Consider the following 26,395-nt stretch of genomic DNA (forward strand, 5'->3'; position numbering starts at 1 on the left):
CACACAGAATTAAGAGAAGTATATGTCAAACGTAACGATTACAAGCCAACTATTAGATTTAAGCAGCACCATTGATCGAATCGAATCAGGTGATTTTTTAATTATCGCTGCTGACGAGTCACTTTTATCTCAGCTGCCTAGCGGTAACTGGATTGGTGGCACCATTCCTTACTTCATGAGTGAAAACGGTGGCTTAGTCAGCAAAGAACAAATTTTTGTAAATGCAATTGAAGGTTTGAGTGGCAATACTCAACCGCGTATCACACCTTACGATACCAAGTCCATTTCTCGTATTGCACAAGACGCACCCGATAATGGTTTTACTATTACCATCTTACCCGCAGGCAGCAGTGTGCACGCAGAGTACGCGCAAAACGCACCAGGTTTTCCTAATATGTTTTTCTCACCACTAGTGGGCTGGATTGCTGGCGTTCACTTGGATGATGTAGAAACGCATCAAGCTAAAACCATTTTTGGTCCTGGCGCCATGGCCATGGCCGATAAAGCGGTTGCGATGCATGTGCCGTTACCGGCTAACCAAATTGCTAATATTCACATTGTGAATTTATTTGAACAAGGTAATGGCCCTAAAGTTGTTTTCCCAACGACCAACTTTAATGTCGATACATGTTTCATTGATGGCGTAGAAACAAACTTTGCCCAATACATCAATAACAATGGCATTGATACACGTTTGCCGTTAGTGGCCGACTATAATGGCATTAATGTAAACGTATCGGTTCAAGCGATTAACGGCGGAGATGTGGCACTTTATGCACCGGTTTTTGCTGACGTTGAATACCAGTTTGCAACGCCTGTTAATGATTATGTGTCTAGCTTCAACCAAGCCATTAAAAGCCAAGAAACAGATCAGGCCAGTTTCGGCTGCAACTGTGTCTTGAACTTCTTATATTCAGAACTTGAAGGCAAACAAACTGGTAATTTAACTGGGCCAATCACCTTTGGTGAAATCGCCTACCAGTTACTTAACCAAACATTGGTTTATATGACGATTGAAAACGCATAAGTTATATAATAACGAAGCTTTCAACGTAAAACGGCCTCAATAGAGGCCGTTTTTTATATTTGATACATTATGTTTAAATTAAGCCACCAGCCGTTTTTCTTTCACTGCATACGCTAACGTATCATCAAGCGCTTTTGCTAATTTTGTCATCATTTCATCGACATGTGCTTGAGTGCAAATCAATGGCGGGCAAAACGCCAGAGATGAACCCGCAACCGCACGTGTGATCATGCCGTGATTCTGACAAGCTTGCATAGCGTAACCGCCAATCACACCACCAGCAAAAGGCTGACCTGTTTTCTTGTTCGCCACCAGCTCAAGTGCTGCGATCATACCGGCACCACGAATCTCTCCCACAAGCGGGTGGTCTGCAAATTTTTGCAGTTCACTTTGTAAGTATTCACCCACAGTGGCTGCTTTTTCAAAAATATTATCGCGCTCGTAAATTTCTAATACTTTAAGTGATACAGCGCAGGCAACCGGATGCCCTGAGTAAGTATAACCATGTCCGAAAACACCGACTTGACTTGAAGGTTCGATCATCGCCTCATACATATCACCGCGAATCACTGATGCGCTAATAGGCATATACGCAGATGATAATTGTTTTGCCAATGTCATCATGGCTGGTTTAATACCCATAGTGGTTGAACCAAAATCGTTACCGGTGCGACCAAATCCCGTAATCACTTCGTCAGCCCAAAATAGAATGTCGTACTTAGCTAAAATCATCTGCACTTTTTCATAATAACCAGCAGGTGGCACGATAACACCGCTGGCACCTGTGATGGGCTCTGCAATAAACGCAGCGATGGTTTCAGGGCCTTCTTCTAAAATTAAGTTTTCTAAATTAGTAGTAATACGATCAACAAATTGCACTTCGGTTTCGTTTTCTTTTTTGCCACGATAATAGTGTGGTGCGTCGGTACGTAAAATACCTAACGCATCAAATGGCAAATCAAAATGAGTATGATTAGGTGGTAAACCGGTTAACGACGCAGACGCAACTGTTACACCATGGTAAGAGCGCTCACGCGAAATAATCTTAAATTTCTCTGGCTTGCCAATGGCATTAAAATAGTAACGTAATAACTTAATGTGACTGTCATTGGCATCACTACCTGAATTGCCAAAAAATACTTTGGCGTTATCCACTGGTACCATGGCCGAGATTTTTTCAGACAAGTCCATGCCAACTTGGTGCGTCTTACCACCGAACATATGCGAATAAGATAATTTACTCATTTGCTCGGTTGTCGCATCAATGATTTCTTGGTTGCCATACCCTAACGACGTACACCAAAGCCCCGCTAAGCCTTCGATATATTTATTACCTTGGTTATCGTAAACATACACACCTTCACCCCGTTCGATGGTTAATGTTTCGGTGTGTTTAAAATTTGTAGTTGGATAAATGATTGTGCTCATGATGATTCCGATAACCTAATCAAGGTTTCAAAAAGACAACCATGCAAAGCATGCATCGTTGTCGTTAATAATATTATTCGCTGGTACTACTTATTTATACCGCCGATACAGATGTATTTAATTTCTAAATAATCATCTAAACCGTACTTAGAACCTTCACGCCCTTGGCCTGACTCTTTCACACCACCAAATGGAATGACTTCAGAACTAATGGCAGTTTCGTTTACACCCACCATGCCATAATCAATGCTCTCGGCCACACGCCAAATACGGGATAGGTTTTCACTGTAAAAATACGCAGCCAAACCAAATTCAGTGTCATTGGCCATTTCAATGGCTTCTTCTTCGGTTTTGAATTTAAAAATAGGGGCAACTGGGCCAAAAATCTCTTCACGAAAAACCCGCATAGAGCGATCAACATTGGTTAAAATGGTTGGCTCATAAAAATAACCATTGCCACCTTTTGGTTTACCACCTGTCACGACTTTCGCACCTTGCTTCACTGCGCTTTCGACTTTCGCGTGAATATCGTTCATGGCTTTTTCAGTAATCACAGGCCCATGAGTCGTGCCATCTTCTAAACCGTTGCCAAAGTTAAAGTTATTAACGGCCTTGGTAAATTTTTCCACAAAGGCATCGTAAATACCTTCCTGTACTATTAAGCGATTCGAACAGATGCAGGTTTGCCCAGAGTTGCGGTATTTAGACATAAGTGCACCTTGCACCGCAGCATCTAAGTCAGCGTCATCAAATACAATCACGGGAGCATTGCCGCCTAGTTCCATGGACGTGCGCTTAACTGTTTCGGCGCATTGTTTCATCAATAATTTGCCGACCGGCGTAGAACCCGTAAAGGTGACTTTTTTAACGTCAGGATTCGACGTTAATTCACCGCCAATAGCGGGTGCATCGGTGCCCACAACCACATTAAATAAACCGTCTGGCAAACCCGCTTGCTTGGCTAGTTCGGCTAATGCCAACGCCGATAACGGTGTTTCTGCGGCTGGTTTTAATACCATGGCACACCCCACGGCTAAGGCCGGTGCGGCTTTACGTGTAATCATGGCATTTGGGAAGTTCCACGGTGTTATTGCTCCCACAATACCTATAGGTTGTTTGATCACAATGCCGCGACGATCCGGTGTTCCCTGTAATACGTCGCCGTAAATGCGTTTGCTTTCTTCGGCAAACCATTTAATAAACGACGCACCATAAGCCACTTCTCCTGACGACTCCGCTAAGGTTTTACCTTGCTCTAATGTCATCAACGTTGCTAAGTCGGCCTGATTAGCCATGACTAAGTCATGCCATTTTTCGAGAATCGCTGCACGCACTTTGGCTGGCTCTGCTTTCCACGCTGGCATGGCCGCTTTTGCTGCCTCTATCGCGCGCAAGGTTTCACCTTGGCCTGAGTCAGCCACTTGGGCGATCTCTTCCCCTGTGGCGGGATTCACCACGGCAAAGGTCTTACCACTGTCGGCATCGCACCATTGACCATTAATAAAGGCTTGAGTCTGTAACAAGCTTGGATTGCTTAATTGAATACTCATGTGAATTCCTTATGGCCCAACGGCCCTTGCGTTTATGAATGGATTTATAAAGCAGTATTTCTTTGGCTTATATAATGATTTAATATAACTTACATTTAAATATACAATTGTAAAACAACAAATTACTGGATGCTTTATGGGCCGCAAAAAAGCCGCTATCTCGGGTCAACTAGCCGACATCGACCTGCGTCTGCTGAGAGTATTTAAGTCGGTGGTTGAAGCCGGCGGGTTTACCGCAGCCGAACTGCAACTGAATTTAGCAAACTCGACTATCTCTAACTATATATCTGATCTGGAAAAACGCTTGGATATGCGTCTGTGTGAGCGCGGGCGCAGTGGCTTTAGTCTCACCAGTCATGGCCAAGTGGTTTATGATGCAACATTAGACTTATTAGGGGCCCTCGATAGCTTTCGCAATCGAATTAACCACAGCCATAACCGCTTAATTGGCCAGCTTCACCTTGGTTTTGCCGAACACATGCTGGGCGGTCATGACTCATGTGTTGTGAATGCATTGGACCTATTTTCTAAGCTTGCTCCTGATGTCAATGTTCACATTAGTACCCTGTCGTCTGATGAAATCACCACCGCAGTATTGGATAAAAAAATCGATATCGGCATTACTGTGCTCACCCAAGCGTTCAGTGAACTTAAACAAGTTAACTTATTCGATGAACACATGTCTCTTTATTGTGCTCTAGGGCACCCGCTGCATAAAAAAAACGACAGTCAAATAAAGCCCAATGATTTATTGGCGTATAAATTCGTTGAGTCCCCCCGCTTAATGCCAGGGCGAGAAATGCACCCTGATATGCTCAAATGGGAAAAACACGCAAAAGCACACCACCAAGAAGCCCGTGCAACACTCATTTTAAGTGGCCACTATCTTGGCATGCTGCCGACCCACATGGTGAATAATTGGGGGCTAGATAAGCAACTGAAACCCATTTTGAGTCAACGTTATGGTTATACAAATACCTTCAGTGCCATCTATCGTAGCTCTCACCCAAATCAAATGATTATAGAGAAATTTCGTCAATGTTTAGAGCAAGTAAAGCCGCTATAAAACATAAAAATAATGCGTGCTTATTTAATTAAAAAGTCGCACTATTGCCTCGATTTTTACGCTTACTAAAACGGCATAACCCCCGTGGTTGAACGCGCTAAAACAATATATCCCCTACTGGGTATATCAGCGTTGCCACTGGCGCAGTATCGTAACAGCATGAATTAATTGAGCTTAAAAACTAAGCTTGTTGCCTTAATAAACTAACCTAGATAGGTAAGAAGCACCCTAGGTCGAGGTAAAAGAATGACAACCCCAGAACACACAACATCGTATTACGCTGATTCCGCCAATGATAAAAATTTACGCCCATCGTTAAACGACAACATTACTTCTGATATCTGTGTTATCGGAGCGGGTTTTACGGGTTTATCAACCGCAATTCACCTTGCCGAAAAAGGGTTTACGGTTACCGTACTAGAAGCTAAACGCATTGGCTTTGGTGCTTCTGGTCGAAACGGCGGTCAGATCGTTCATTCTTATAGCCGTGACATCGACTTCATCGAAAAACATTATGGCAAAGAAGTTGGCACCCAAATGGGGAAAATGGCATTTGAAGGGGGTCGCATTATTCGCCGTTTTACCGATCAATATAATATTGATTGCCATCTTAAAGATGGTGGTATTTTCGCAGCCTGTAACGACAGACAACTTAAAGAATTAGAAAGCAAAAAAGCTTTATGGGAAGCCCATGGCCACAAAGACCTTGAATTATTAAGTGCCGATAAAATTAAAGAACACGTAGGCTCCGAACGTTACACCGGCGGCTTATTAGATAAATCAGGTGGTCACTTCCACCCATTAAACTTAGCCCTTGGTGAAGCAGCTGCGGTTGAATCAATGGGCGGCACGATTTACGAAGACTCTGAAGTCATCCGCATCGAAGAAGGCGACAAGCCTGTTGTTTATACACAAAACGGCAGTGTCACATGTGATTATATTGTTGTGGCCGGTAATGCTTACTTAGGTGGCTTGATCCCTAAGCTGCAATCAAAAGCCATTCCATGCGGCACACAAGTGATCACCACTGAAGTATTAAGCGAAGCACAACAAAAACAATTATTACCAAAAGATAACTGCGTAGAAGACTGCAACTATCTTTTAGATTACTACCGTTTATCAAATGAAGGGCGTTTAATTTATGGCGGCGGCGTCACGTACGGTGCACGCGAACCAAGCAAAATTGAATCTATGATTGTGCCCAACATGTTAAAAACGTTCCCTCAATTAAAGGGTACTAAAGTGGATTTCGCCTGGACAGGTAATTTCTTACTGACATTAATGCGTTTACCCCAGTTTGGTCGTATTGGTAAAAACATGTATTACGCGCAAGGTTATTCAGGTCACGGCCTAACGTGTACCCATCTTGCCGGTAAAGTATTAAGTGAAGTGATTGCAGGTGACAGCCAACGCTTTGATGTATTTGCAGGCTTGCCGCAATACCCATTCCCTGGTGGTCGCACTTTCCGTGTACCGTTCACCGCAATGGGCGCGTTCTACTATAATTTGCGCGATAAAATGGGTTTTTAAAGTAGCCCATTCGAACTTAAGCATTAAAAATAAAAAATACCCAGCACGGCTGGGTATTTTTTTGCTCATGTAAATACATCTACTCATTCTTTAAATGCTTACTTAGCGGTTGGCGAATAGCACCTGGTATTCGTCTTTTCATTTTCGTAGTAATGAATAAATCATAATGGCTAAGCCTTTAGCTACCATTATTAATTTTTTACGACAGCCTTTCAAAACGCATAACCCTAAATTGCACTATATGATTTACAGTGAATTCCACTATTATTGCCTTATTAAATAACAGTAGACAGACTGTTTTTCTCTATTTATTTATAAAAACGATAGAGGTAAGGGTAATGGCGTATTAGGTTCATTGCACAATACCCTCGCCAAAGTACTGCTCATAATAAAAATAACAACTTAGACCATGACAACAAACAGGCCTCAACACTGGTAGACATTTAAAAACCAGCGGCTGCACAATACATAAAATAAGGAAATATTATGTTCGCAAATTGTCAATTGGGTGGCACAAACATGGCTATGCCCGATGTATGTAAAACTCCGGTAGGCCCTTCCATCGTGCCAATCCCTTATCCGAATATTTCAATGGGGGCAACAGCTAACCCTTCCACTATAGCGAGTAAAATTCTAATTTCGGGCGCCCCTGGTCACACGATAGGAACTGAAATACCCATGAGCGCTGGAGGCCTGCCAGGCGTTGCAGGGGGGATTGTTTCAGGGAAGGTCATGGGGCCAACAAAAGTATTAATGGGCAGTACCTCTATTTTTTTTGGGGGAAAGCCTGCTGCACGATTAACCTCAATGACAGGTCAAAATGGTAGCAGCATGAACGCTGTAGGGGTCACGCTATCACCGTCTCAAGTGAAAATACTCATTCTTAAATAACAAACAATTATCGATTTAGTCGTAATTAAAAATAAATCTATTATTTTTCATTTAATGGTCATTCCAACGTTTAATTAAAACGATGACCATAGGAAAATTTTTTAGACTTAAAAGTACTTAGTGAATAATCGACTATTTATAACCCCATTAAAATAAGGATATTTTTATGAGAAAACCTAAATTTGAGCTATCAAGTGACACCTATAAAACTGAGCTAGAAATCATGTCCATATCAGGGACAGAATCAATATCAACGTTATTTAGCATAAAAGTTGGCTTTAAAATTGTTGAATCAGTCGCCAACAAACTCAACCATGCATCTTTAACTCAAGATGATATAAAAATCTTGGTAACAAATATAAGCAATCGTAGCGATTACACTATTAAAGGGGTTTTCATTCAAGTAGAAGAGGAATTTAAAACACTAAATTCACCAAAACCGTTAGCCCAACAAAAAAAATATAAATATTATTCAGCAACCTTAGTGCCAGCCGTTTGGCGTCAGTGTCATAATCAGTCGTACGATATTTTCACCAATACGACCGTTCCTGATATTTTAAGAGGTGAATTAAGCAATGACCTGAATTTGAACCATCAACTCTCTCTAAATGGCGATTACCCTGTTAAAGATTTTATATGCCAATACAGCGAATCTAACTTTCAATTTATTTCCCGTTTAGCAGAACACTGGGGGGTATATTATTATATTGATCACGACCAAGACGGTAAGCTAATACTCGCGGATGATACACTCTATGACATGCTGCCTATAGGTGTTATAAATTTAGATCAAAATAAAAACCCTAGTCAAAATTACAATTCCATTCGTAATCTAAAAAGACAATTTAATACCGTCCCTACCAGTGTGGTGATTACTGAAACAAACCCTGACCAAGCACGAGAAGGATTCCAAGGGACGGCTGGCAAGCTAACCAATGGAAAGGCCAGCATTAATATGGTCAATGAAGGGGTTGATAATAAAAAGGAAGCTGAAGATCTGGCTCAAATTCGTTTAGAAGAACTGCAGTCTCAAGCTGTTGTTTATTCTGGCACCTCAGGGCTTGCATGCATTACGCCTGGCTTTATATTAACGGTTCGCACGCCTACTGAAGAAATTGCAAATCCTTATTGTAAGCGTCACCCATAATGGTAATAACCTTGATGATTCTGCACAAACACAAATTCTGGCGAATAGCCCGCCATATTACCAGTGTTCATTTACTGGCATTCCCAGTACAACTCAATACCGCCCCAAGCGGAACGAAAAAATACCCAACATTGTATCAACTACCGCACGGGTATATTCCGCCGCAAGCGATCAAACATTAGCACAACGAAATGAAGTAGGCCGGTATCAAGTCAGCTTTGATTTCATGAGCCCAGAAGCGGGTAAGGTTTCAAACTGGATTCGCCATGCTAGTCATACTGCTCGCAATAATCACCTTGATATGCCATTAACACCCGGTACAGAAGTTCAAATTGGATTTGTCGGTGGAAACCCCAATAGGCCCTATATTCTAAATGCATTAGAAAATTCTCAATCGTTTATTCATCCTGTTACCAGTGGGAACCCACATCATGCAGCAATAATAACTGATGGTATGTTGTATACAGCAGCACTTAAATCTAGCCAGACGCTTCATATTACAAGCGAATTTGATCCTGCTGTAGTGAAGGATCACATCAATAAAAATGCGCTGCAACAACTCGACGTAGATGGTGGAAAGTCACCAAGGCATCCAGTCGATGTGTTAAAAGGGGATGTTCATATTAACCGCATTTACGGAGATCAATACCAGTGGAGAGAAGGGGTAGACTTTAACTACGGAGCAAATGCCTCATTTTCCTTTGGTTCTCAATATGTTGAAAACCATGCATCACAAACAAGTACGGATGGGGAAACTTTTGATATTGAACTTAACAAAGATGACTTCTGCGCAGCAGATAAAGCAAGAGGCGAACAAGGTGAATTAGGTGGTGTTGCAGCCTATGAACGCTTAGCCGGTTTAATACAAAAAGACTGGGGCAATACCTACACGTACCATGAAGGTTATGCATATAACTGGTCGTCTGGCCCCAAAGGCAGTATACATAAAACGTTCAATTTTGGTGGTTGCTATGTTGAAAACAATACAATCGCAGAGAAGCCAAATGATTTACTAAATACACCGCCTTTCGCAGGCTTTAGCAAAACCCCCACTAAAAATGACTTAATCACTAAGACCATAGGCCATACTTTCGATTTACATAAAGGTAACAAAGTAGATGTTCATGAAGGTGACGTAACCAGTGAAATGACGGGCGATACTAAAGAGTTTATAGTTGGTAACTTAGATACGGTCACACATGGAGATGTTGAGGCGTTTATTTTAGGCGATGTCGAATCACAAATAACGGGGGATGTCATAGACACTACAATCGGTAATATCAAAGATATTATAACTGGAGACACAGATAGTCTTCACACTGGTGATCAAAAAAATGTCTCGATTGGGGATATTATAAATTCTCACATTGGGAAAATCAGGTCGCAAGATCAAGGCTCTGAAAATTTATCTATGGGAGCCTCTGGTGATATATTTTTAGGAGAAAAAATTGATATTTTTGGTGGCTTATTATTCGAAAGCGCCTTACAGGGTCTAATATCTCAGACCGGTAAGATGAACGTAATAAAAAGAAAGGTTGTTATTAATGATGATGATGTGAGTTTAATGAAAACTAAAAAAGCAAAAGTAGAAAAAAGCAAAGTAAACATCAATAATTCAAAACTTTCAATGTTTGGCTAGACTGTATAAGTCAAGACTTAGCCTAGCACTTGACATTAAAAAAGAGAGAGTTACCATATTTAATATTGATGTCGAATCAATAATCAAAACAAAGGTAACTCTCATACTTCGCACTAAAAATCCTATCATAATACATAAATCTGGCTTGCTAAACATTGGCTAAAGAAGCTGTACGCTCTGTATTCCGCTTACTACCATGATCGCGTCTCATTATAATTTTTACAATAAGGTTTGGTCATAAATAAAAGGGATTTATTCGTGTCTATAAAAAACCATTAGAACCGCTAATGATTCTTTATCGACATAGATAAATTAAATTCAATAGTGAAACCGTAAATTGAATCCATAAAGTAAAAAAAATTAATTTTTAAAAAATAGCATCGCAAAAATTGCTATTGACGATACTATCATTGATCAATTTAAAGCCACATATAAAGCTAAATTAATAGCTTATCTCCCAAGTAAAAAACATGCACGCAATAGCGCCATTCTTCTTACAAATCATAATATGGGTGTTTTATTTTTTACCAATGATATAAATTGCGTGAATAATGCCCGGGAAATATCCTAACAAAGTTAGAATGATGTTAATCCAGAAGTGCTTCCCTATCCCTACTTGCAAAAACACACCTAATGGTGGCAATAAAACTGCAAAAATAATTCGAAAAATATCCATAACTTTCCCTTAAATAATGAAGTGAATGATGTGGCGAGGCATAAATCTAACATAAAATCATTAAATAATGCTATCCCATTGCCAATATGAGAATCAGCCAGATTATTTTTTGACTTAGATAATTTAGAATTTTTGCTAAATGCAGGCTAAAAATCAGTTTACATGATATGTAAGTCTATTTACGTTATGATCACAATGAGTATCGACCATACTTAAATAAAGCCAATAACGGCTTATCCATTGAATCTATCTTAAATTGGTTAAAACTTCACTCACAACAATAGGAATCGATGAATGCATTCGTTACATAAAAGAATACCACTACTGATACTTTGTTTATGCCTAACGGCATGTGAATCCGTTTACTTTAGTGCTATGGAAAAAGTAGGCATACATAAACGAGATATTCTTGTTGATCGAGTAGGTAATGCAAGGGATTCTCAGGTCGAAGCAAAAGAAACGTTCAAGTCAGCATTAGAGCGCTTTCAATCAGTATTAAGTGTAGAGGATTCTGATTTACAAGAAAAATATGACATCATTAATTCGGAGTATCTAGAAGCCGAAAAGTCGTCCATTAAGGTAAGTGAAAGGATTGACGAAATCAAAGAAGTTGCAGAAGCACTGTTCGATGAATGGTACGATGAGCTTGATCTATACACAAATAAAAGCTTGAAGAATCAAAGTAAGCAACAACTTAACGATACAAAAACCAAATATAAACAGCTAATGCGCTCTATGCGTCGGGCAGAAAGTAAAATAGAGCCGGTATTATCCGCACTAAGAGATCAAACATTATTTTTAAAACATAATTTAAATGCACAAGCCATCAACACAATGAAGGGTGAGCTAGCTAATATCCAAGGCAATGTATCGCGTTTAGTTAAAGATATGGAAAAATCCATTGCAGAGTCAGAAGCCTTTATTGCGCAACTTGAAAAGAGTTAATATACATAAAATCAGGAGTAAATCACACGACTCTTAAAGAGCTAAAAAAGCCCCAGTTAAACTGGGGCTTTTTATTTAAGATTCCATGCGATGCAGAGCGCAAATTTTATTCCCAGAAGGATCCCGTAAATACGCTAAATATAATTTAAACGGACCGCCTTCACGTACACCAGGAGGCTCTTCACAACTCATCCCCCCATTATCAATACCAGCCTGATGCCATGCATCAACGAGTGCTATGGTAGAACTCGAAAATCCAATCGTACTGCCATTACCATGGCAAGCGTCCTCGCCATCAATGGGTTTGGTTAAGATAAATATTCCCTTGCTCGACGTATAAAAATAACGACCTTTTGGGTCCATAACGCCTTCGCTGTAGCCTAATGCCCCCAAAGTAGCATCGTAGAATTGCTTTGAGACTTCAAGATCATTTGCCCCTAACGCTACATGACTAAACATAGTTTTTCGCCTTTTTGCTATTCATTACTTGAAACCGCGTAATCCAGTATTCAACAAATAAATAAAATTAAATACCTATGATGCCGAATAACACTGTTCGAATGTTAAATATGCACCGCGCTTTAGGCCAGTTTTAACTGAGTAAATATCATGTTCATTATTAGATCAATCAATGTTCAGTTTATGTACCCTATGTCTTATCGCTCAGATGCTCTGTTAACTTAGCACGTACATCATCGGGTAGCGCCATGGCTTTTTCATTTTTATAATCAAAATAAATCATAACGGCTAAACCTTTCGCAACAATTTTACCCCTTTGCCATGCTTCATGACTCACATGGCAAGAAGAATTACCTAATTTACTGATATAGGTTTTGATTTCTACATTATCACCCCAGTATGTTTGGGCAAGTAAATCAAGTTCTATTCTCGCAATAATTAATGGCCAAGATTTAACATCTAATGATGGGTGGCATATTTCAAACAGAGGCGTACGCGCTTCTTCAAACCAAATGGGGAAAGCCGTATTACTAATGTGCCCAAGAGCATCTGTATCACTAAACCGTGGAACAATAATATGTGAAAGCATTTTAAAAGCTCTTTAAATTTGATTGACTGTGAAATACTAACGTATATTCGCCGCCCATTGTGATTTAGTTATTGTATACAGACAGTGCTTTGATAACTCATGGGATTCAGCTAACGCTGGATGATAAAACGTTTGCTTATTATCATGCATTCCCAGTTTTTCCATTACGCGTCTCGAAGGGAGATTTTGCAAAGCAGTAAACGCACAAACTTTCTGTAATTGCAGGCAATCAAACGCATATTTTAACGACTCTTTTGCCGCCTCGGTTGCATAGCCTTTCCCCCAGTGATCATTGCTCAATCGCCAGCCAATTTCGACAAATGGTGCATTAGGGAACCCACTCTCTTCAACTATGTTATTCAGCCCTACAAACCCGATAAATTGGCCTGAGGCCTTAATTTCTACCGCCCAAAACCCCCAGCCTTGTTTATCGATTGCTAGCTGACCTCTTTGCGCTTGAGCATTACTTTGGTTTTCTGTTAAAACCGATGGAAAGTAATGCATCACGTCAGGGTTCGCATTCATAGATGCGTAAATTGGCAAGTCGCTCTCTTTCCATTGCCTTAAGGTCAATCGCTGGGTTTCCATTTTTTACCTTTTAACGGTGACTTCATTTTACTAAAACAAGAACAAGTAAACTGCATCATCCGTTTACTTATGCACAAAGACAGAGACTAGGTTTTCACTATTTAAATCTACACAAAAAATCGAAAACCCTACTACCCTAAACTGCAAAGTCATAACAGCCATATAAAATTATTTAGGCACTCAGCGATAAAACAGATGCTAATATAAAGTAGATTAAAACACTCGCTAATCTAACATATCACTTAACTGGTCAATTAAGGTTTGGGTTTGCTCCCAACTAATACACGCATCGGTTATCGACATGCCGTATTTTAAACAGCCATCATGTTCACAACCTTCCATGGATTGTTTACCCGCTTCAATGAAGCTTTCTAACATGATGCCACTGATATTTTTATTGCCGTTAAGGATTTGCTGCACAACTTCTTGTGCAATTTGTAATTGTTTATCATGGTTTTTTTGTGAATTATCATGGGAGCAATCAACGATTACTTTTGCATGCAATGAGTTACCCGCTTTTGCTTTTTGCAATTGAGTGAGCGTCTTTGCAATGCTCGCTTCATCGTAATTTGTGATGTTGCGCCCGCCACGTAATACAACATGGGTATCTGGGTTCCCTGGTGTATCGAGCATGGCAATATTTCCGTGGGCATCCATACCTAAGCAATGATGCTCTCGACTGGCCGATATCATGGCGTTAACCGCTGTATCAACGGAGCCGTCCGTACCGTTTTTAATGCCTACGGGCATGGTTAAATGGCTTATCATTTCACGATGTACTTGTGATTCGGCTGTACGTGCACCAATAGCTGTCCATGTGATGACATCGTCTAAGTACATCATTGTCATTGGGTTTAACGCTTCTGTTGCCAATGGCAAGCCTTGCTCGACGAGTTTTAGCATGAGTGCACGTGAACGGCGTAAACCTTGTTCAATATCGCCCTTACCATCACGATCAGGGTCATAGGCTAAGCCTTTCCAACCTGTGGTGGTGCGGGGTTTTTCAACGTAAGCACGCATAACAATGAGCATTTTATCGCTGACTTGATCACTTAAATGCTTTAAGCGACGTGCATAATCTAATGCGGCAATTTCATCGTGCAACGAACAAGGACCGGTTATGACGAGTAGTCGATCATCTTTACCGTCTAAAATATCTCGTAACTGTTGTCTGTGATCCTCAACTTGAGAACGCAGTGCCTCACTTAACCCTAAATTTTGCTTTAGCACGTTTGGGGATGGCAGTGCCCGTGTCGAAACATTTGATTCGTTTAAGCTAATGTCTTGTGTCTTGAGCGCTGAGGCTTGAGCCGATTGCATATTGTTTTCCTTTCATTTTTTAAGTTTTCCCCTATTTGTATTTGATTTATGTGTCGATCAAATGACCGCTAAAAAAAAACCCCGATCAGCTGACTGCTAATCGGGGTTTTTAGGCAGTCGGCTGATTGAGCCGAACTGCCAATTATTTAGTTATATCTCAATGGCGATTCGGCATTTGGCTAAAATAGCCAAAATAAAACACAACCGAATACCAATAAGACGCCATTAAGGTTACTACTTTTTGCACGCACGCTGAAACACTCGCAAGGCTTACCATGCGGGAGTTTAAGTTGCTTTTAATCGTAGTCATCAATGTTTTCATACTTTTTATCATAAACCCATGCGTTTATTTTGCAAGACTGTTTTTACTTTAAGATTTTTTTTGTCTAAATTCGAGTGGTAACGACTGTGTTTCTTTGACCTCTTCCATCACGATATAACTCTTAGAATGCTTCACCCCTGGCAAAGTGAGTAGCATATCGCCCAATAGCGCCCGATACTCAGACATGCCATCAATACGGGCTTTTATTAGGTAATCAGCATCACCCGATACCAAATGGCACTCTAAAATATAGGGCAGTTTTTTTACCGCCTGATTAAATGCTAAAAAAGCATCTGGTGATTGATATGACAAAGATATCTCCACAAAAACCAGCATACTAAAGCCCAGTGCTTCTGGGTTTAAGCGGGTGTAATAGCCTTCAATGTAACCATCTTTTTCTAAGCGCTTCACTCGCTCAATACAAGGGGTCGAGCTTAGGCCCACCTTTTCGGCCAAATCCACATAACTTATACGAGCATCATTTTGCAGTGCCCGCAAAATATTCATATCTAGCCGGTCTAATTCTCTTTTTTTCAAGTTCTTCATCAGCAACCTTTTTCACTGCATAAAATTACATATGGAGTGTTTTATCCTTTTATTAGATAAAAATCAAAGCATTATTCTCATATTTTTCACCTAAACTAGCCGTTATCAATACTAACAATAATACGGTTTCTCGAGGCGATCATGCACATTACGATATTAGGTGGCGGTGTATTAGGCGTAGCCAGCGCTTGGTATTTAGCGAAATCAGGGCATCAAGTCACCGTAATTGACCGCCAAAGCAGCGTGGCGCAAGAGACCAGCCATGGCAACGCGGGCATGATTTCACCTGGTTATAGCTCACCATGGGCGGCACCTGGTGTCCCCATCAAAGCCATTGGCTGGATGCTGCAAGACTTAGCACCCTTCATGATTAATCTTAAAGAGCTCGACGGTTACACCCTTTCTTGGATGACTAAGATGTTGGCCAACTGCAATACCCGCTCTTATCAAACCAACAAGGCCCGTATGTTGCGCATTGCAGAATACAGCCGCGATTGCTTTGTGGATATCCGCAAAGAATTAAACCTAGATTATGACGCCCGCCAACGCGGAACATTACAGCTGTTTCGTAAGCAAAAGCAGGTTGATGCGTTGCAAAAAGACATTAAGGTATTACAAGATTTAGGCATTAAACACCAAGCACTCGACATGAATGGCTGCATTGAATACGAACCCGCACTGGCCCATGTAAAAGAAAAATTTGTTGGCGGTTTAAGATTACCCGGCGATGAAACCGGTGACTGTTTTAAATTCACCACCGCGCTTGCGGAAGAATGTAAAAAACTGGGCGTGAATTTTATGATGGACACCCGCATTGAACGCTTAAATGCCGCCGGTGGAAAAATTACCAGTGTAACAACTGATGCGGGGGTCGTGATGGCGGACGCATTTTTGTGCGCTCTGGGTAGCTACTCACCACAGGTATTAAAAACCGTTGGTATTAATGTGCCTATCTACCCGATAAAAGGGTATTCACTCACACTTCCCATTGAAGACGAAAGCCGCGCGCCGCAATCCACCATAATGGATGAAACATACAAGGTCGCGGTTACTCGTTTTAAAGATCGCATTCGCGTGGGCGGTACTGCCGAGATCGCATCGTACAATTTAGAATGCCCCACTAAACGTCGTGCCAGTGTGGACTTTGTGATTCAAGATATGTTTCCCGGTGCCACTGATGTAAGCAAAGCTGAATTTTGGACAGGCCTGCGCCCTATGACACCAGACAGCACCCCTGTGCTTGGCGGCACAACTTACTCTAATTTATACCTTAATACTGGTCACGGTACATTGGGCTGGACCATGTCACTGGGTTCTGCAAAATTTGTCAGCGATATTATTAATCAAAAAACGCCTGACATTGATCCAGAAGGTTTATCCATCGAGCGTTTATTACGCTTAACATTATGAAATTTATTAGTGCTGCCAAAACACTTTTATTAAAAAGAATACGAGAGAAGTTCCATGGGTAGAGCCGCCACCGCCACCATTAATCTAAACGCGTTTCGCGATAATTATCGTTTGGCAAAATCCATTACGCCTGCACAACGCGCTGTCGCTATTATTAAAGCCGATGGTTATGGCCATGGCGCCGTAAAATTAGCCTTCGCACTTGAAAATGAAGCCGATGCGTTTGGGGTTGCTTGCATCGAAGAAGCTCTCGAATTAAGAAGTGCAGGCATTAAAAAACCCATCTTATTATTAGAAGGGTTTTTTACCTCTGACGAATTACCCGTTATTAGCGATAATGATTTTTGGTGTGCCGTGCACAGTCTTGAGCAAATTGAAACCATTGCTCAAGCGACCTTAACCAAACCTCTTAACATTTGGCTGAAAATGGACAGTGGCATGAATCGGTTAGGTGTTATGCCCAAGGATTATCGTCACGCTTATGAAACCTTAAAATCACTGAAACAAGTAAACTCTGTGGTGTTAATGAGTCACTTTGCAAGCGCAGATGATTTAACCAGTAAATTAACTGCGCAACAGATTCAATGTTTTGAGTCTGCGTCTGCAGGTATTGATGCCCCCATAAGCCTTGCGAACAGTGCTGCGACATTAGGTCATAGCAGTGCACGCCATGCGTTTCAGCGCCCCGGTATTATGCTATATGGCGCAACACCATTTGAACATTCACACCCATTAGCCGACCAACTAAAATCTGTTATGACATTAACCTCTGAAGTGATCGCCATACGAGAAACGACTGCCGGAGACGGTGTGGGTTACAGCCATCGATACACATGCAAGACACCTACTAAAGTTGGCACCGTCGCAATGGGTTACGCTGATGGATACCCACGCCATGCCAAAGATGGCACACCCGTTATTGTAAACGGTCAACGTACCACCATTATTGGTCGTGTTTCTATGGATATGCTTACGGTGGATTTAACACAAATAAAAGATGCAAAAATAGGATCGAAGGTAGAGCTATGGGGGGAGAACTTACCTGCCGCAGAGATCGCTCCCTTTGCTGATACGATTCCCTATACATTATTCACCGGCATTACCCGAAGAGTGCATAAAATATACATCGATGATTAAAAAATAAACGAGCATGTCTTTATTTTTAAGCAATCCTTTTAATCTTAAAGTAATACTTGTGCTTATTTATATAAAACAGTCTTTTCGATACATTTATTTACGACCTAAATCATAGTTTATGTAATAATTTGGATTCAATTAACGTTCATTGACAGGAAGTCACTAATCAAGTCATTCCATCTCTGCGCCTTAACTTGACTCTGTATTTTAATTAAGGAAGTAAAATGTTACGAATTATAGTGGCTGTATTGTGCCTTCAACTGGCTGGCTGTATTACTATCACCAAAGGAGAACAGTTCAATACAAACGTTGCGACCGTTAATTTTAAAGACTCAAAAATAGTCGGCCTATCCTACGTTCAAGTATATGAAACTAACTTGAATAACAGCGAAGAAAAAGAAAAGTTTGGCCTGAGCCTTGATCAAGGTGAGGATAGCATTAACATCTTCCCTAAAAATATCACTCAGTTGCAAAGTGACATACAAGTAAGCATGACCCAAACAACGCCAACAGGTATCACATTACCAAATTTTGCTGATATTCAGAAAGGTTATTCTGTTGATGTTTTCTTTACCGAAGGCAAGCGTTTTATCTCTTTAAAAACGGGTACTGCTTATATGGTTTTTGATGAAAACAACATCAATAAACTGTTAGTCATCATCAATAAAGTGGCAGCTAAAAACGAAAGTTTAAACAACACAGCATCTGCATTATAATATTAAACCTAAAGGCGTTTGTTACGTAACAAGCGCCTTCAACATGTTGTTAAAAAATACACGCTAAACCATTCCCAATTCTGCATTCTCTCTCACCTTTAATCATTACGTTTTTAAGTATCAATTTTTTATCCATTTAAATATTGTTTTGCTTCATCGATTACGGTTTCTATTCTTTTAGGTGAACGTTTATTACGTAAACGTGCAAGGTATAGCGTCTCAGAAACGGGTATCGTTAACCTGTGTACCTTAATCAATTCAGTCTGTTTAAACGCCTCTACCGCATAAGCGGGCAACACAGTAAAACCCAGGCCTAAACTGACAGGCTCTAGTATTAAGTGGATTTGATTTGAAAAACCCGTTTTATTAAACATATCGCTGTGTTGAAACTCTGAGAAATTCTCACCTAATAATAATTGCGCATGATGCACGCCATCGGGATGATCAATAAAGCCCAAGTTTTGTAACTGTGACCACGTGGGATTCACAACCGATTTAGGGGTGACTAGCAACAGCGGCTCTTTTGCCACGGCTTCACAAGTTATATCACCGATATTAGATATTCGAGTCATAAAACCAAGGTCAATCTCATTATTCATTATGGCCTTTTCGATACTGGCATTGGGTGCAAAGCGATAATCCATTACTAATTTTGGATGCTTTTTCTGTAAGGCAATAAGCTGTGGATACAACTTCAAGCCAACACTGCCAGGGGACATCAACCGAACGAGCCCCTCATGGGTAGGATCCAAGGCAATCTGCTGCTTTAAATTGGAAAGTGACATAACAATATGGCGTGCTTCGTCATATAAACGCTCACCCGCCTCTGTGAGCGTAAATTGCTTACCCTCCCTTGCTAACAAGAGCTGCCCCAGCTGCTCTTCTAACTTGTGAATATGCTGGCTCACACCTGATTGTGTCATGTTCAGCTGCGCTGCGGTGCGGGTGAAATGCCCCACTTCCACTAGCGTGCAAAAGCTGCGTAGCCATACTGGATTTATCATTACAAAATATACTCATAATTATGAATTTTGATAATTTTAAGTAATTATTGACCTTGTGTATTCTTTATTCAACCTTAACCAACAAAGAGGCATAAAGATGAACAATGTTTACCCCCGCAACTTTTTTCCCATATCGGTATCTCTGTCCCTGATTTGGAGGCCGCCGTTAAGTTTTACACTGAAGTGCTAGGTTGGTATCGCATCATGGAACCCACCGAGATTACTGAAGATGACAGTGCCATCGGTGAAATGTGTACCGATGTATTTGGTGCAGGGTGGGAAAGCTTCCGCATTGCGCATTTATCCACAGGGGATCGAATTGGTGTTGAATTATTCCAATTTAAAAACCAGAAAAATCCAGAAGATAATTTTGAATATTGGAAAACGGGTGTCTTTCACTTTTGTGTACAAGACCCCAATGTTGAAGAACTTGCTGAACGAATTGTCGCCGCTGGTGGTAAAAAGCGAATGAAAGCGCCACGTTATTATTACCCAGGTGAAAAACCTTATCGCATGATTTATATGGAAGATCCATTTGGTAATATTCTTGAAATTTACAGCCACAGCTATGAGTTAATTTACAGCGACGGCGCTTATTGATTAACCCATAACTATCATGGCAGCAGTCGCTGCCATGATGTAAATACTTCAATTGCACTGCACAAAATAGTTTTAATATAACGTATAATTTCGCCCTTACTCTTTTATTAGTTTATTTATGTCTTCCTCAGAAACACATTCACCTTCTCAACGATGGCTCAAAGGCGCATTAGCTGTCATGCCATTAAGTATTGCCGTTATTCCTTGGGGTATATTAGCGGGCTCACTTGCATTAGATGCCGGTTTAAACCCATTTGAAAGCCAAGCAATGTCAGCCATTGTATTTGCTGGTGCCGCTCAACTAGTGGCCGTTGGCATGATCAAAGCTGGCATCGGACTGGGCAGTATTTTAATCACCACACTGCTCATTACCTCTCGACACTTTTTGTATTCTATGGCCATGCGCCCAAACATTAGTCCGTTGCCATTAAAATGGCGATTGATTTTAGGCTTTTTACTCACTGATGAATTGTTTGCCATTACCGCTAAATCAAAGTCATCGAAAGAAACACCACACAATTTTGATCGCTGGTATGCATTAGGGGCTGGATTAAGTTTTTATTTAGTTTGGAATATCGCCACAGCAGCGGGTATTTTAGTCGGCAATACGATTCCTGATCTTGATAGCTGGGGATTAGATTTTGCCATTGCTGCCACGTTCATCGCCATTGTGACACCGCAGATTAATAAACCGTCTATTTTAATGTGTGTATTAGTCAGTTTAGTCACCTCTGTAGTGTGCGAATTATTTCAAATCCCATCAGGGTTATTAATCGCAGCACTCTTTGGTATGACGGTAGGTACCTTATATGCAAAGGCAATGGGGGAAGATAAATGATCACACTGACCATTTTACTCATGGCAAGCATTATCTTTTTTAGTCGTTATAGTTTTTTAGAGCCTCGTTTGCCTATCACATTAAATTCGGCAACCTTAAAGTTTCTAAGTTATTCGGCACCGGCTGTGCTTACTGCCATTTGGGCACCGATTGTATTTGTAAGTGAACACTCTTTAAATATTAGCTGGGACAATCATTACTTACTGTGCGCTATTGTGGCAACAGTGCTGGCCGTTACCACTCGCAATACATTGCTAACCACCATATTAAGCATGGCATTATTTTTTAGCTTACGCTTTTGGCAAGTGTAAGCACGTTCTCATCTTGGGTTTTGTGTTTGTAAAAGTACACGAGCCATCCAACGTGCAATGGTTAGATCATCCATTGATATGATCTGATCATTCATTTTATGTAATGCCTTTTGTGAGGGCTCAAGCGCAATGTTTTTACCTTTATGAAACTCTAATAATGTTTTTTCATATTCACAGGTAAATTCAGGATGTGCCTGTATGGTTAAAATTGAATCCCCGTACATTAATATGGCATTTTCACAAAATGAAGAACTCGCTATACACCTCGCGTTTTCCGGCTTCTCGATCACTTGATCTTGATGTACGGCATTTAACTGAATCTCGATTTTACCGTCTAATTCAAAGTTATTGAGCTGATACACTTGCGGCCCAAGACTCCAACCGCCTGAATACTTTTCGACGACACCCGCAAAAGCTTCTGCAATAATTTGATGGCCAAAACAAATACCGACCATAGGAACACCCTGCTCGTGAGCATGGGTAATCCACCGCTTTAATTTCTGCATCCACGCTGTATTATCGTATACACCACTTGCCGAGCCAGTAATTAACCAGCTATCACAACTATCGATGGTTTCTGGCCATTGATCATCAATCACATTAAAAACAGCGTATTCAAACGTAACATCTGCTTTTTTGAATAACTGCTGAAACATGTGTGCATAACCTACATGGTTACTTTTATGGGGTTCATCAATATGGCCTGTTACTAAAATACCAATTTCCATATCGCTCCCCCTCGATTATTCACACCACAAAAAAGCCGAAGCAGACCACTGCATCGGCTTTTCTATTTAATAAAAAAATGGGCCACCATTAGGCATAACACTGACCCATATAAAACGAATGACTATCGGATTAAACGCGCGCCTTAATAAAATCAGCCATCCAGTGAGCAATTTTATCTGATTCCGTTTTAGCACCAGCCTCTCGTAAGGTTTTAAGCCCTTCTTCGGCAACATCAATTGGCACCACTGGGCCTTTACGCGCTTCAACTAACGCATCTTCATAGTCCAGCGTAAACTCAGGGTGCGCTTGAAAAGTAAGAATACGATCATCATAAACAAGGCCCCCATATTCACAGAAATCAGACTCAGCAAACACCACTGCGTTTTCTGGTTTAACCAACACCTGATCTTGATGCATAGCATTTATGATAAATTCATTAGAGTCATCTGTAATAAAGTCATGGTCACCCGATAATTTATAGGCGTGTAAACCTACGCCCCAGCCACCAGAGTATTTATCAACCTTACCACCAAATGCTTCTGCAATTATTTGATGGCCAAAACAAATACCAACCATTGGCTTTTTACTGGCATGCACCTCTAAAATAAATGCTTTTAGTTTTTGCATCCATTCAAGGTTTTGATATACGTTAAATTTTGACCCTGTGATCAACCAGGCATCACACTCCTTTTCTGATTGAGGAAACACATCATCACGTACATCATAAACTTCGTATTCAAACTCATAGCCGTTTTTTGAAAACAGATCCATAAACATATTTGAATAAGAGCCAAACTGATGAATTAATTCATCTGGCGTAATACCTGTGGCTAAAATACCAATTTTCATTTTTTAACCTACTGACTTTAAGGTGTTGCTGGCAACACCTTGTATTAATTATGACTAGCCCTCTTGGGCTGCCGCCAACATTTTGTTTTGTTTACGCATATACAACATTGCAAAGATGACACCAATAGCAACAATGGCAATCATCAAGGTGGCCAACGCATTCACTTCTGGTGTAACGCCTAAGCGTACCTTAGAGAAAATTACCATTGGTAATGTGCTATCACCTGGGCCCGATACAAAACTGGCAATCACTAAATCATCAAGCGATAACGTAAATGACAATAACCAACCAGCAATAATCGCAGGGGAAATCAGTGGCAATGTTACTAAGAAAAATAACGAAGAAGGCTTAGCGCCTAAATCCATTGCCGCTTCTTCTAGCGTGTCATCTAATACCACCAAGCGTGACTGCACAATGACCGCCACATACGCTAAACAAAACGTAGTATGGGCAATGATCACCGTCATTTCACCACGGCCAGCAGGCCAGCCAAACGCACTTTCCATTGCCACAAATAAGAGCAGTAACGATAAGCCGGTAATCACTTCTGGCATCACCAGTGGTGCACTGACCCAACCGGAGAATAATAATTTACCGCGAAAACGACCCATGCGTGATAATGCAAAACCTGCCATGGTACCCAACACGACCGCAAGGGTCGCACTGATAAATGCAATTTTTAAACTTAAAAATGCTGCATCCATGATCTGATCATTTTTAAATAGCTCGCTATACCACTTAATAGACCAGCCACCCCAAACCGTTACCAGTTTGGATTCGTTAAAGCTGTAAATGATCAGCGAAATAATAGGCGCATATAAGAATATAAATCCAAAGGCCGCCGTTGAGTTTAAGAATATAGAACGTCTTTTCATTACATGGCCTCCTCTTTACCAGACTTATTACGTATTAACATGATTGGTAATACCAAGAATACAAGCATAACGGTCGCAACCGCTGATGCCATTGGCCAATCACGATTTAATGAAAACTCATCCCATAACACACGTCCAATCATTAGAGTGTCAGAGCCACCTAACAAAGCAGGTATCACGTATTCGCCAACCGCTGGAATAAATACCAACATACAACCGGCTATAATACCTGGCATAGCTAACGGTATGGTGATCATAAAAAAGCTTTGAATCGGACGCGCACCTAAATCTTCGGCGGCTTCTAATAATGAGATATCCATTTTTTCAAGGGCTGAATATAAGGGTAAAATCATAAACGGCAGGTAGGTGTACACAATGCCAATGTAAACCGCAAAATCCGTTTGTAGCATTGTTAGTGGCTCGTTAATAATCCCAAATGACAACAATACTTCATTGATTAAGCCTTGGTTTTTTAATAAGCCCACCCAAGCATAAACCCGTAACAGAAACGAAGTCCAAAAGGGTAAAATAACCAATGCTAATAATATACCGCGAATTTTTTCATCACTTCTTGCTATCAAGTACGCAATAGGAAAGCCAACTAACAATGTAAAAAATGTTGAAATTGCGGCTATCTTTATCGAGCTTAAGTAAGCATCAAGATAAAAACTGTCTTCCCAGAGATAAAGATAATTACCAAGATTTAACTTCATGCTGACGTAGGCTTCTTCAACATTAAAGTCTAAAAGGTCAGTATACGGTGGAATCGCAATGGCCGACTCAGATAGCGATATTTTAAACACCACTAAGAACGGCACAAAGAAAAACACAGCCAACCAAAGGTAAGGAACCGAGATCACACTCAAGCGACCCCAATTTATTTTAGAAAATATATTTAAGCGCGCTTTCCAACTTGAGAATCCAGAAAGCCACACGTTTCCAGAAAATGAACTCATGATGTCAGTACCACGCTACTGTCTACATCCCAAGACAAGAAGACTTGTTCGTTCCAAGTGAAACGTTCACCCATATCACGTGCAAAGTTTGGTTGGGTCACGCGAATTTCTTTACCGCTTTGCAAATTCACTCGATATACTGACAAACTTCCCATATAGGCAATTTCAATGATCTCGCCTTTCATTAGGTTTTCTTCTTGCGTTGGCTTAATGCGCGTCATTTTAATTTTTTCAGGACGTAACGCTACATGTACTCGCTGTTGAGGTGCACAGCTAATCCCATGGGGCACAAAAAATTCGCAATCGGCTTCTGTTGATTTGATTCGCACACTGTCAATATTGTCTTCAGTGATGAAGCCTTCAAGTAAGTTAACCGAGCCTACAAATTCAGCCACAAATCGACTATTCGGATATTCATACACATCATGAGGCGCATCCGTTTGTACAATTAAACCTTGATTCATCACGCCAATACGGGTGGCAAGTGTCATGGCCTCTTCTTGGTCATGGGTTACCACAACAAATGTCACACCAAGGTCTTCTTGCAGATTCATGATTTCAAACTGGGTTTCTTCGCGCAGTTTTTTATCCAACGCTCCGAGTGGTTCATCAAGTAATAATAATTTAGGGCGTTTCACTAACGAACGGGCTAATGCAACACGTTGGCGCTGACCACCTGAAAGCTGATGAGGCTTACGTTTACCTAAATGCCCTAGCTGAACCATATCTAACATTTCAGCAACACGTTTTTTAACATCGTGTTTGTTAGCACCTTCACGCTTTAAACCAAACGCGATATTGTCTGCAACGCTTAAATGAGGAAAGAGCGCATACGATTGAAACATCATATTAACTGGGCGATTCCAAGGCTGAATGCCTTCCATATCAACGCCGTCAATAATAATACGTCCACTGGTTGGGCTTTCAAAACCGGCTAACATGCGTAGCAATGTACTTTTACCAGAGCCTGATCCGCCCAGTAAACAAAACAATTCTTTTTTATAAATATTTAGTGAGACATTATCGACCGCTGTAAAGTCATCAAATTTCTTGGTGATATTTTCGATGCGCACAAAAGGGGCCGCATCCGGTTGTTTCCATAGAGGTAGTTCAGTATTCACAGGATTCGCCACACCGGTTATGGTTGATTTTAGTTCAGATACATTCATGGTTTACCGCCAGTATTCCGCTTATGGCCACAGGCCATTTCAAATTAAGTTGCCTGCCTTGCAGCAGGCTCTACTTA

Annotated in this window: 27 protein-coding genes and 1 pseudogene; 13 read left to right on the forward strand and 15 right to left on the reverse strand. The window is 40.8% G+C overall.

Translation table 11 applies throughout. From position 1 onward, the window contains the following. Positions 1-22: 22 nt before the first annotated feature. Positions 23-1,027: a DUF6976 family protein gene (locus ACU6U9_RS01045; RefSeq protein WP_446733233.1), complete on the forward strand. Its 1,005-nt coding sequence runs from the start codon at positions 23-25 to the stop codon at positions 1,025-1,027. Between the two features lie 78 nt (positions 1,028-1,105). Here ACU6U9_RS01045 and ACU6U9_RS01050 read toward each other — a convergent pair whose 3' ends face one another. After that, positions 1,106-2,455, reverse strand: a complete 1,350-nt coding sequence (locus ACU6U9_RS01050; protein WP_446733234.1) for an aminotransferase — start codon at positions 2,453-2,455, stop codon at positions 1,106-1,108. An 86-nt stretch (positions 2,456-2,541) separates the two neighbouring features. Beyond that, on the reverse strand, positions 2,542-3,999 hold the full coding sequence (locus ACU6U9_RS01055; protein ID WP_446735042.1) for an NAD-dependent succinate-semialdehyde dehydrogenase: 1,458 nt from the start codon (positions 3,997-3,999) through the stop codon (positions 2,542-2,544). A 142-nt stretch (positions 4,000-4,141) separates the two neighbouring features. On the opposite strand from ACU6U9_RS01055, the gene ACU6U9_RS01060 reads away from it, so the two are divergent. The 5 genes from ACU6U9_RS01060 to ACU6U9_RS01080 all read left to right on the forward strand — a co-directional run bounded on the left by ACU6U9_RS01060 (position 4,142) and on the right by ACU6U9_RS01080 (position 10,278). Next, the gene (locus ACU6U9_RS01060; protein ID WP_446733235.1) at positions 4,142-5,071 is read left to right on the forward strand and encodes a LysR family transcriptional regulator; all 930 of its coding nucleotides are present in this window, start codon (positions 4,142-4,144) and stop codon (positions 5,069-5,071) included. 246 nt (positions 5,072-5,317) lie between these two features. Continuing rightward, the gene (locus ACU6U9_RS01065) at positions 5,318-6,601 is read left to right on the forward strand and encodes an NAD(P)/FAD-dependent oxidoreductase (RefSeq protein ID WP_446733236.1); all 1,284 of its coding nucleotides are present in this window, start codon (positions 5,318-5,320) and stop codon (positions 6,599-6,601) included. A gap of 486 nt (positions 6,602-7,087) precedes the next feature. Continuing rightward, complete coding sequence (locus ACU6U9_RS01070; RefSeq protein ID WP_446733237.1) at positions 7,088-7,492, forward strand: DUF4150 domain-containing protein; 405 nt, start codon at positions 7,088-7,090, stop codon at positions 7,490-7,492. A 166-nt stretch (positions 7,493-7,658) separates the two neighbouring features. Further along, positions 7,659-8,639, forward strand: a complete 981-nt coding sequence (locus ACU6U9_RS01075) for a contractile injection system protein, VgrG/Pvc8 family (RefSeq protein WP_446733238.1) — start codon at positions 7,659-7,661, stop codon at positions 8,637-8,639. Further along, positions 8,608-10,278 (forward strand): phage baseplate assembly protein V, encoded by a 1,671-nt coding sequence (locus ACU6U9_RS01080; protein WP_446733239.1) that lies wholly within the window; start codon positions 8,608-8,610, stop codon positions 10,276-10,278. Before ACU6U9_RS01075 ends, ACU6U9_RS01080 begins: the two co-directional genes overlap by 32 nt. A gap of 517 nt (positions 10,279-10,795) precedes the next feature. On the opposite strand, the gene ACU6U9_RS01085 is transcribed toward ACU6U9_RS01080, so the two are convergent. Then, positions 10,796-10,954, reverse strand: coding sequence for a YqaE/Pmp3 family membrane protein (locus ACU6U9_RS01085; RefSeq protein ID WP_446733240.1), 159 nt, complete (start codon positions 10,952-10,954; stop codon positions 10,796-10,798). Positions 10,955-11,248: 294 nt separating this feature from the next. Between ACU6U9_RS01085 and ACU6U9_RS01090 the strand changes: the two genes are divergently transcribed. Continuing rightward, complete coding sequence (locus tag ACU6U9_RS01090) at positions 11,249-11,899, forward strand: DUF2959 domain-containing protein (RefSeq protein ID WP_446733241.1); 651 nt, start codon at positions 11,249-11,251, stop codon at positions 11,897-11,899. Positions 11,900-11,974: 75 nt separating this feature from the next. Here ACU6U9_RS01090 and ACU6U9_RS01095 read toward each other — a convergent pair whose 3' ends face one another. The 6 genes from ACU6U9_RS01095 to ACU6U9_RS01120 form a co-directional block, all read right to left on the reverse strand. Next, a complete protein-coding gene (locus tag ACU6U9_RS01095; RefSeq protein WP_446733242.1) occupies positions 11,975-12,358 on the reverse strand; it encodes a VOC family protein in 384 nt (127 codons plus the stop codon). A 190-nt stretch (positions 12,359-12,548) separates the two neighbouring features. Beyond that, the gene (locus tag ACU6U9_RS01100) at positions 12,549-12,947 is read right to left on the reverse strand and encodes an acyl-CoA thioesterase (protein ID WP_446733243.1); all 399 of its coding nucleotides are present in this window, start codon (positions 12,945-12,947) and stop codon (positions 12,549-12,551) included. Between the two features lie 36 nt (positions 12,948-12,983). Further along, positions 12,984-13,535, reverse strand: coding sequence for a GNAT family N-acetyltransferase (locus ACU6U9_RS01105; protein WP_446733244.1), 552 nt, complete (start codon positions 13,533-13,535; stop codon positions 12,984-12,986). Positions 13,536-13,760: 225 nt separating this feature from the next. Continuing rightward, a complete protein-coding gene (locus tag ACU6U9_RS01110; RefSeq protein ID WP_446733245.1) occupies positions 13,761-14,855 on the reverse strand; it encodes a 3-deoxy-7-phosphoheptulonate synthase in 1,095 nt (364 codons plus the stop codon). A gap of 157 nt (positions 14,856-15,012) precedes the next feature. Beyond that, positions 15,013-15,177: a hypothetical protein gene (locus ACU6U9_RS01115; RefSeq protein ID WP_446733246.1), complete on the reverse strand. Its 165-nt coding sequence runs from the start codon at positions 15,175-15,177 to the stop codon at positions 15,013-15,015. Positions 15,178-15,225: 48 nt separating this feature from the next. After that, positions 15,226-15,723 (reverse strand): winged helix-turn-helix transcriptional regulator, encoded by a 498-nt coding sequence (locus tag ACU6U9_RS01120; protein ID WP_446733247.1) that lies wholly within the window; start codon positions 15,721-15,723, stop codon positions 15,226-15,228. Between the two features lie 141 nt (positions 15,724-15,864). Between ACU6U9_RS01120 and ACU6U9_RS01125 the strand changes: the two genes are divergently transcribed. The 3 genes from ACU6U9_RS01125 to ACU6U9_RS01135 all read left to right on the forward strand — a co-directional run bounded on the left by ACU6U9_RS01125 (position 15,865) and on the right by ACU6U9_RS01135 (position 18,986). Further along, complete coding sequence (locus tag ACU6U9_RS01125) at positions 15,865-17,133, forward strand: D-amino acid dehydrogenase (RefSeq protein ID WP_446733248.1); 1,269 nt, start codon at positions 15,865-15,867, stop codon at positions 17,131-17,133. A 54-nt stretch (positions 17,134-17,187) separates the two neighbouring features. Further along, positions 17,188-18,270 carry an alanine racemase gene (gene alr / locus ACU6U9_RS01130; protein WP_446733249.1) on the forward strand — a complete coding sequence of 361 codons (1,083 nt, stop codon included), beginning with the start codon at positions 17,188-17,190 and terminating at the stop codon, positions 18,268-18,270. Between the two features lie 224 nt (positions 18,271-18,494). Beyond that, complete coding sequence (locus ACU6U9_RS01135; RefSeq protein WP_446733250.1) at positions 18,495-18,986, forward strand: hypothetical protein; 492 nt, start codon at positions 18,495-18,497, stop codon at positions 18,984-18,986. Between the two features lie 128 nt (positions 18,987-19,114). Here the strand turns inward: ACU6U9_RS01135 and ACU6U9_RS01140 are convergent, their stop codons facing one another. Then, the gene (locus ACU6U9_RS01140; protein ID WP_446733251.1) at positions 19,115-19,990 is read right to left on the reverse strand and encodes a LysR family transcriptional regulator; all 876 of its coding nucleotides are present in this window, start codon (positions 19,988-19,990) and stop codon (positions 19,115-19,117) included. Positions 19,991-20,087: 97 nt separating this feature from the next. On the opposite strand from ACU6U9_RS01140, the pseudogene ACU6U9_RS01145 reads away from it, so the two are divergent. The 3 genes and pseudogenes from ACU6U9_RS01145 to ACU6U9_RS01155 all read left to right on the forward strand — a co-directional run bounded on the left by ACU6U9_RS01145 (position 20,088) and on the right by ACU6U9_RS01155 (position 21,739). After that, a pseudogene (locus ACU6U9_RS01145) lies at positions 20,088-20,590 on the forward strand (lactoylglutathione lyase family protein). Positions 20,591-20,708: 118 nt separating this feature from the next. Continuing rightward, on the forward strand, positions 20,709-21,428 hold the full coding sequence (locus ACU6U9_RS01150; protein ID WP_446733252.1) for an AzlC family ABC transporter permease: 720 nt from the start codon (positions 20,709-20,711) through the stop codon (positions 21,426-21,428). Continuing rightward, entirely contained in the window at positions 21,425-21,739 is a 315-nt protein-coding gene (locus ACU6U9_RS01155; RefSeq protein ID WP_446733253.1) for an AzlD domain-containing protein, read from the forward strand. The genes ACU6U9_RS01150 and ACU6U9_RS01155 overlap by 4 nt, the downstream gene beginning before the upstream one ends. An 8-nt stretch (positions 21,740-21,747) precedes the next feature. On the opposite strand, the gene ACU6U9_RS01160 is transcribed toward ACU6U9_RS01155, so the two are convergent. The 5 genes from ACU6U9_RS01160 to ACU6U9_RS01180 all read right to left on the reverse strand — a co-directional run bounded on the left by ACU6U9_RS01160 (position 21,748) and on the right by ACU6U9_RS01180 (position 26,318). Continuing rightward, positions 21,748-22,467, reverse strand: a complete 720-nt coding sequence (locus ACU6U9_RS01160) for a glutamine amidotransferase-related protein (RefSeq protein ID WP_446733254.1) — start codon at positions 22,465-22,467, stop codon at positions 21,748-21,750. A 130-nt stretch (positions 22,468-22,597) separates the two neighbouring features. After that, positions 22,598-23,317 carry a glutamine amidotransferase-related protein gene (locus ACU6U9_RS01165; RefSeq protein ID WP_446733255.1) on the reverse strand — a complete coding sequence of 240 codons (720 nt, stop codon included), beginning with the start codon at positions 23,315-23,317 and terminating at the stop codon, positions 22,598-22,600. A 54-nt stretch (positions 23,318-23,371) separates the two neighbouring features. Next, positions 23,372-24,193, reverse strand: coding sequence for an ABC transporter permease subunit (locus ACU6U9_RS01170; protein WP_446733256.1), 822 nt, complete (start codon positions 24,191-24,193; stop codon positions 23,372-23,374). Beyond that, positions 24,193-25,074 (reverse strand): ABC transporter permease subunit, encoded by an 882-nt coding sequence (locus ACU6U9_RS01175; protein WP_446735043.1) that lies wholly within the window; start codon positions 25,072-25,074, stop codon positions 24,193-24,195. Before ACU6U9_RS01175 ends, ACU6U9_RS01170 begins: the two co-directional genes overlap by 1 nt. Positions 25,075-25,145: 71 nt before the next feature. Beyond that, positions 25,146-26,318, reverse strand: coding sequence for an ABC transporter ATP-binding protein (locus ACU6U9_RS01180; RefSeq protein ID WP_446733257.1), 1,173 nt, complete (start codon positions 26,316-26,318; stop codon positions 25,146-25,148). Positions 26,319-26,395: the final 77 nt, after the last annotated feature.

It is taken from the genome of Pseudomonas sp. HK3, assembly GCF_052920985.1.

Excerpts from the sequence above, each read along its gene's own strand:
- ACU6U9_RS01045 (WP_446733233.1), top strand. The coding sequence starts at position 23 with ATGTCAAACGTAACGATTACAAGCCAACTATTAGATTTAAGCAGCACC.
- ACU6U9_RS01050 (WP_446733234.1), bottom strand. The coding sequence starts at position 2,455 with ATGAGCACAATCATTTATCCAACTACAAATTTTAAACACACCGAAACA.
- ACU6U9_RS01060 (WP_446733235.1), top strand. The coding sequence starts at position 4,142 with ATGGGCCGCAAAAAAGCCGCTATCTCGGGTCAACTAGCCGACATCGAC.
- ACU6U9_RS01065 (WP_446733236.1), top strand. The coding sequence starts at position 5,318 with ATGACAACCCCAGAACACACAACATCGTATTACGCTGATTCCGCCAAT.
- ACU6U9_RS01070 (WP_446733237.1), top strand. The coding sequence starts at position 7,088 with ATGTTCGCAAATTGTCAATTGGGTGGCACAAACATGGCTATGCCCGAT.
- ACU6U9_RS01075 (WP_446733238.1), top strand. The coding sequence starts at position 7,659 with ATGAGAAAACCTAAATTTGAGCTATCAAGTGACACCTATAAAACTGAG.
- ACU6U9_RS01085 (WP_446733240.1), bottom strand. The coding sequence starts at position 10,954 with ATGGATATTTTTCGAATTATTTTTGCAGTTTTATTGCCACCATTAGGT.
- ACU6U9_RS01090 (WP_446733241.1), top strand. The coding sequence starts at position 11,249 with ATGCATTCGTTACATAAAAGAATACCACTACTGATACTTTGTTTATGC.
- ACU6U9_RS01095 (WP_446733242.1), bottom strand. The coding sequence starts at position 12,358 with ATGTTTAGTCATGTAGCGTTAGGGGCAAATGATCTTGAAGTCTCAAAG.
- ACU6U9_RS01100 (WP_446733243.1), bottom strand. The coding sequence starts at position 12,947 with ATGCTTTCACATATTATTGTTCCACGGTTTAGTGATACAGATGCTCTT.
- ACU6U9_RS01105 (WP_446733244.1), bottom strand. The coding sequence starts at position 13,535 with ATGGAAACCCAGCGATTGACCTTAAGGCAATGGAAAGAGAGCGACTTG.
- ACU6U9_RS01110 (WP_446733245.1), bottom strand. The coding sequence starts at position 14,855 with ATGCAATCGGCTCAAGCCTCAGCGCTCAAGACACAAGACATTAGCTTA.
- ACU6U9_RS01115 (WP_446733246.1), bottom strand. The coding sequence starts at position 15,177 with ATGAAAACATTGATGACTACGATTAAAAGCAACTTAAACTCCCGCATG.
- ACU6U9_RS01120 (WP_446733247.1), bottom strand. The coding sequence starts at position 15,723 with ATGAAGAACTTGAAAAAAAGAGAATTAGACCGGCTAGATATGAATATT.
- ACU6U9_RS01125 (WP_446733248.1), top strand. The coding sequence starts at position 15,865 with ATGCACATTACGATATTAGGTGGCGGTGTATTAGGCGTAGCCAGCGCT.
- alr (WP_446733249.1), top strand. The coding sequence starts at position 17,188 with ATGGGTAGAGCCGCCACCGCCACCATTAATCTAAACGCGTTTCGCGAT.
- ACU6U9_RS01135 (WP_446733250.1), top strand. The coding sequence starts at position 18,495 with ATGTTACGAATTATAGTGGCTGTATTGTGCCTTCAACTGGCTGGCTGT.
- ACU6U9_RS01140 (WP_446733251.1), bottom strand. The coding sequence starts at position 19,990 with ATGATAAATCCAGTATGGCTACGCAGCTTTTGCACGCTAGTGGAAGTG.
- ACU6U9_RS01150 (WP_446733252.1), top strand. The coding sequence starts at position 20,709 with ATGTCTTCCTCAGAAACACATTCACCTTCTCAACGATGGCTCAAAGGC.
- ACU6U9_RS01155 (WP_446733253.1), top strand. The coding sequence starts at position 21,425 with ATGATCACACTGACCATTTTACTCATGGCAAGCATTATCTTTTTTAGT.
- ACU6U9_RS01160 (WP_446733254.1), bottom strand. The coding sequence starts at position 22,467 with ATGGAAATTGGTATTTTAGTAACAGGCCATATTGATGAACCCCATAAA.
- ACU6U9_RS01165 (WP_446733255.1), bottom strand. The coding sequence starts at position 23,317 with ATGAAAATTGGTATTTTAGCCACAGGTATTACGCCAGATGAATTAATT.
- ACU6U9_RS01170 (WP_446733256.1), bottom strand. The coding sequence starts at position 24,193 with ATGAAAAGACGTTCTATATTCTTAAACTCAACGGCGGCCTTTGGATTT.
- ACU6U9_RS01180 (WP_446733257.1), bottom strand. The coding sequence starts at position 26,318 with ATGAATGTATCTGAACTAAAATCAACCATAACCGGTGTGGCGAATCCT.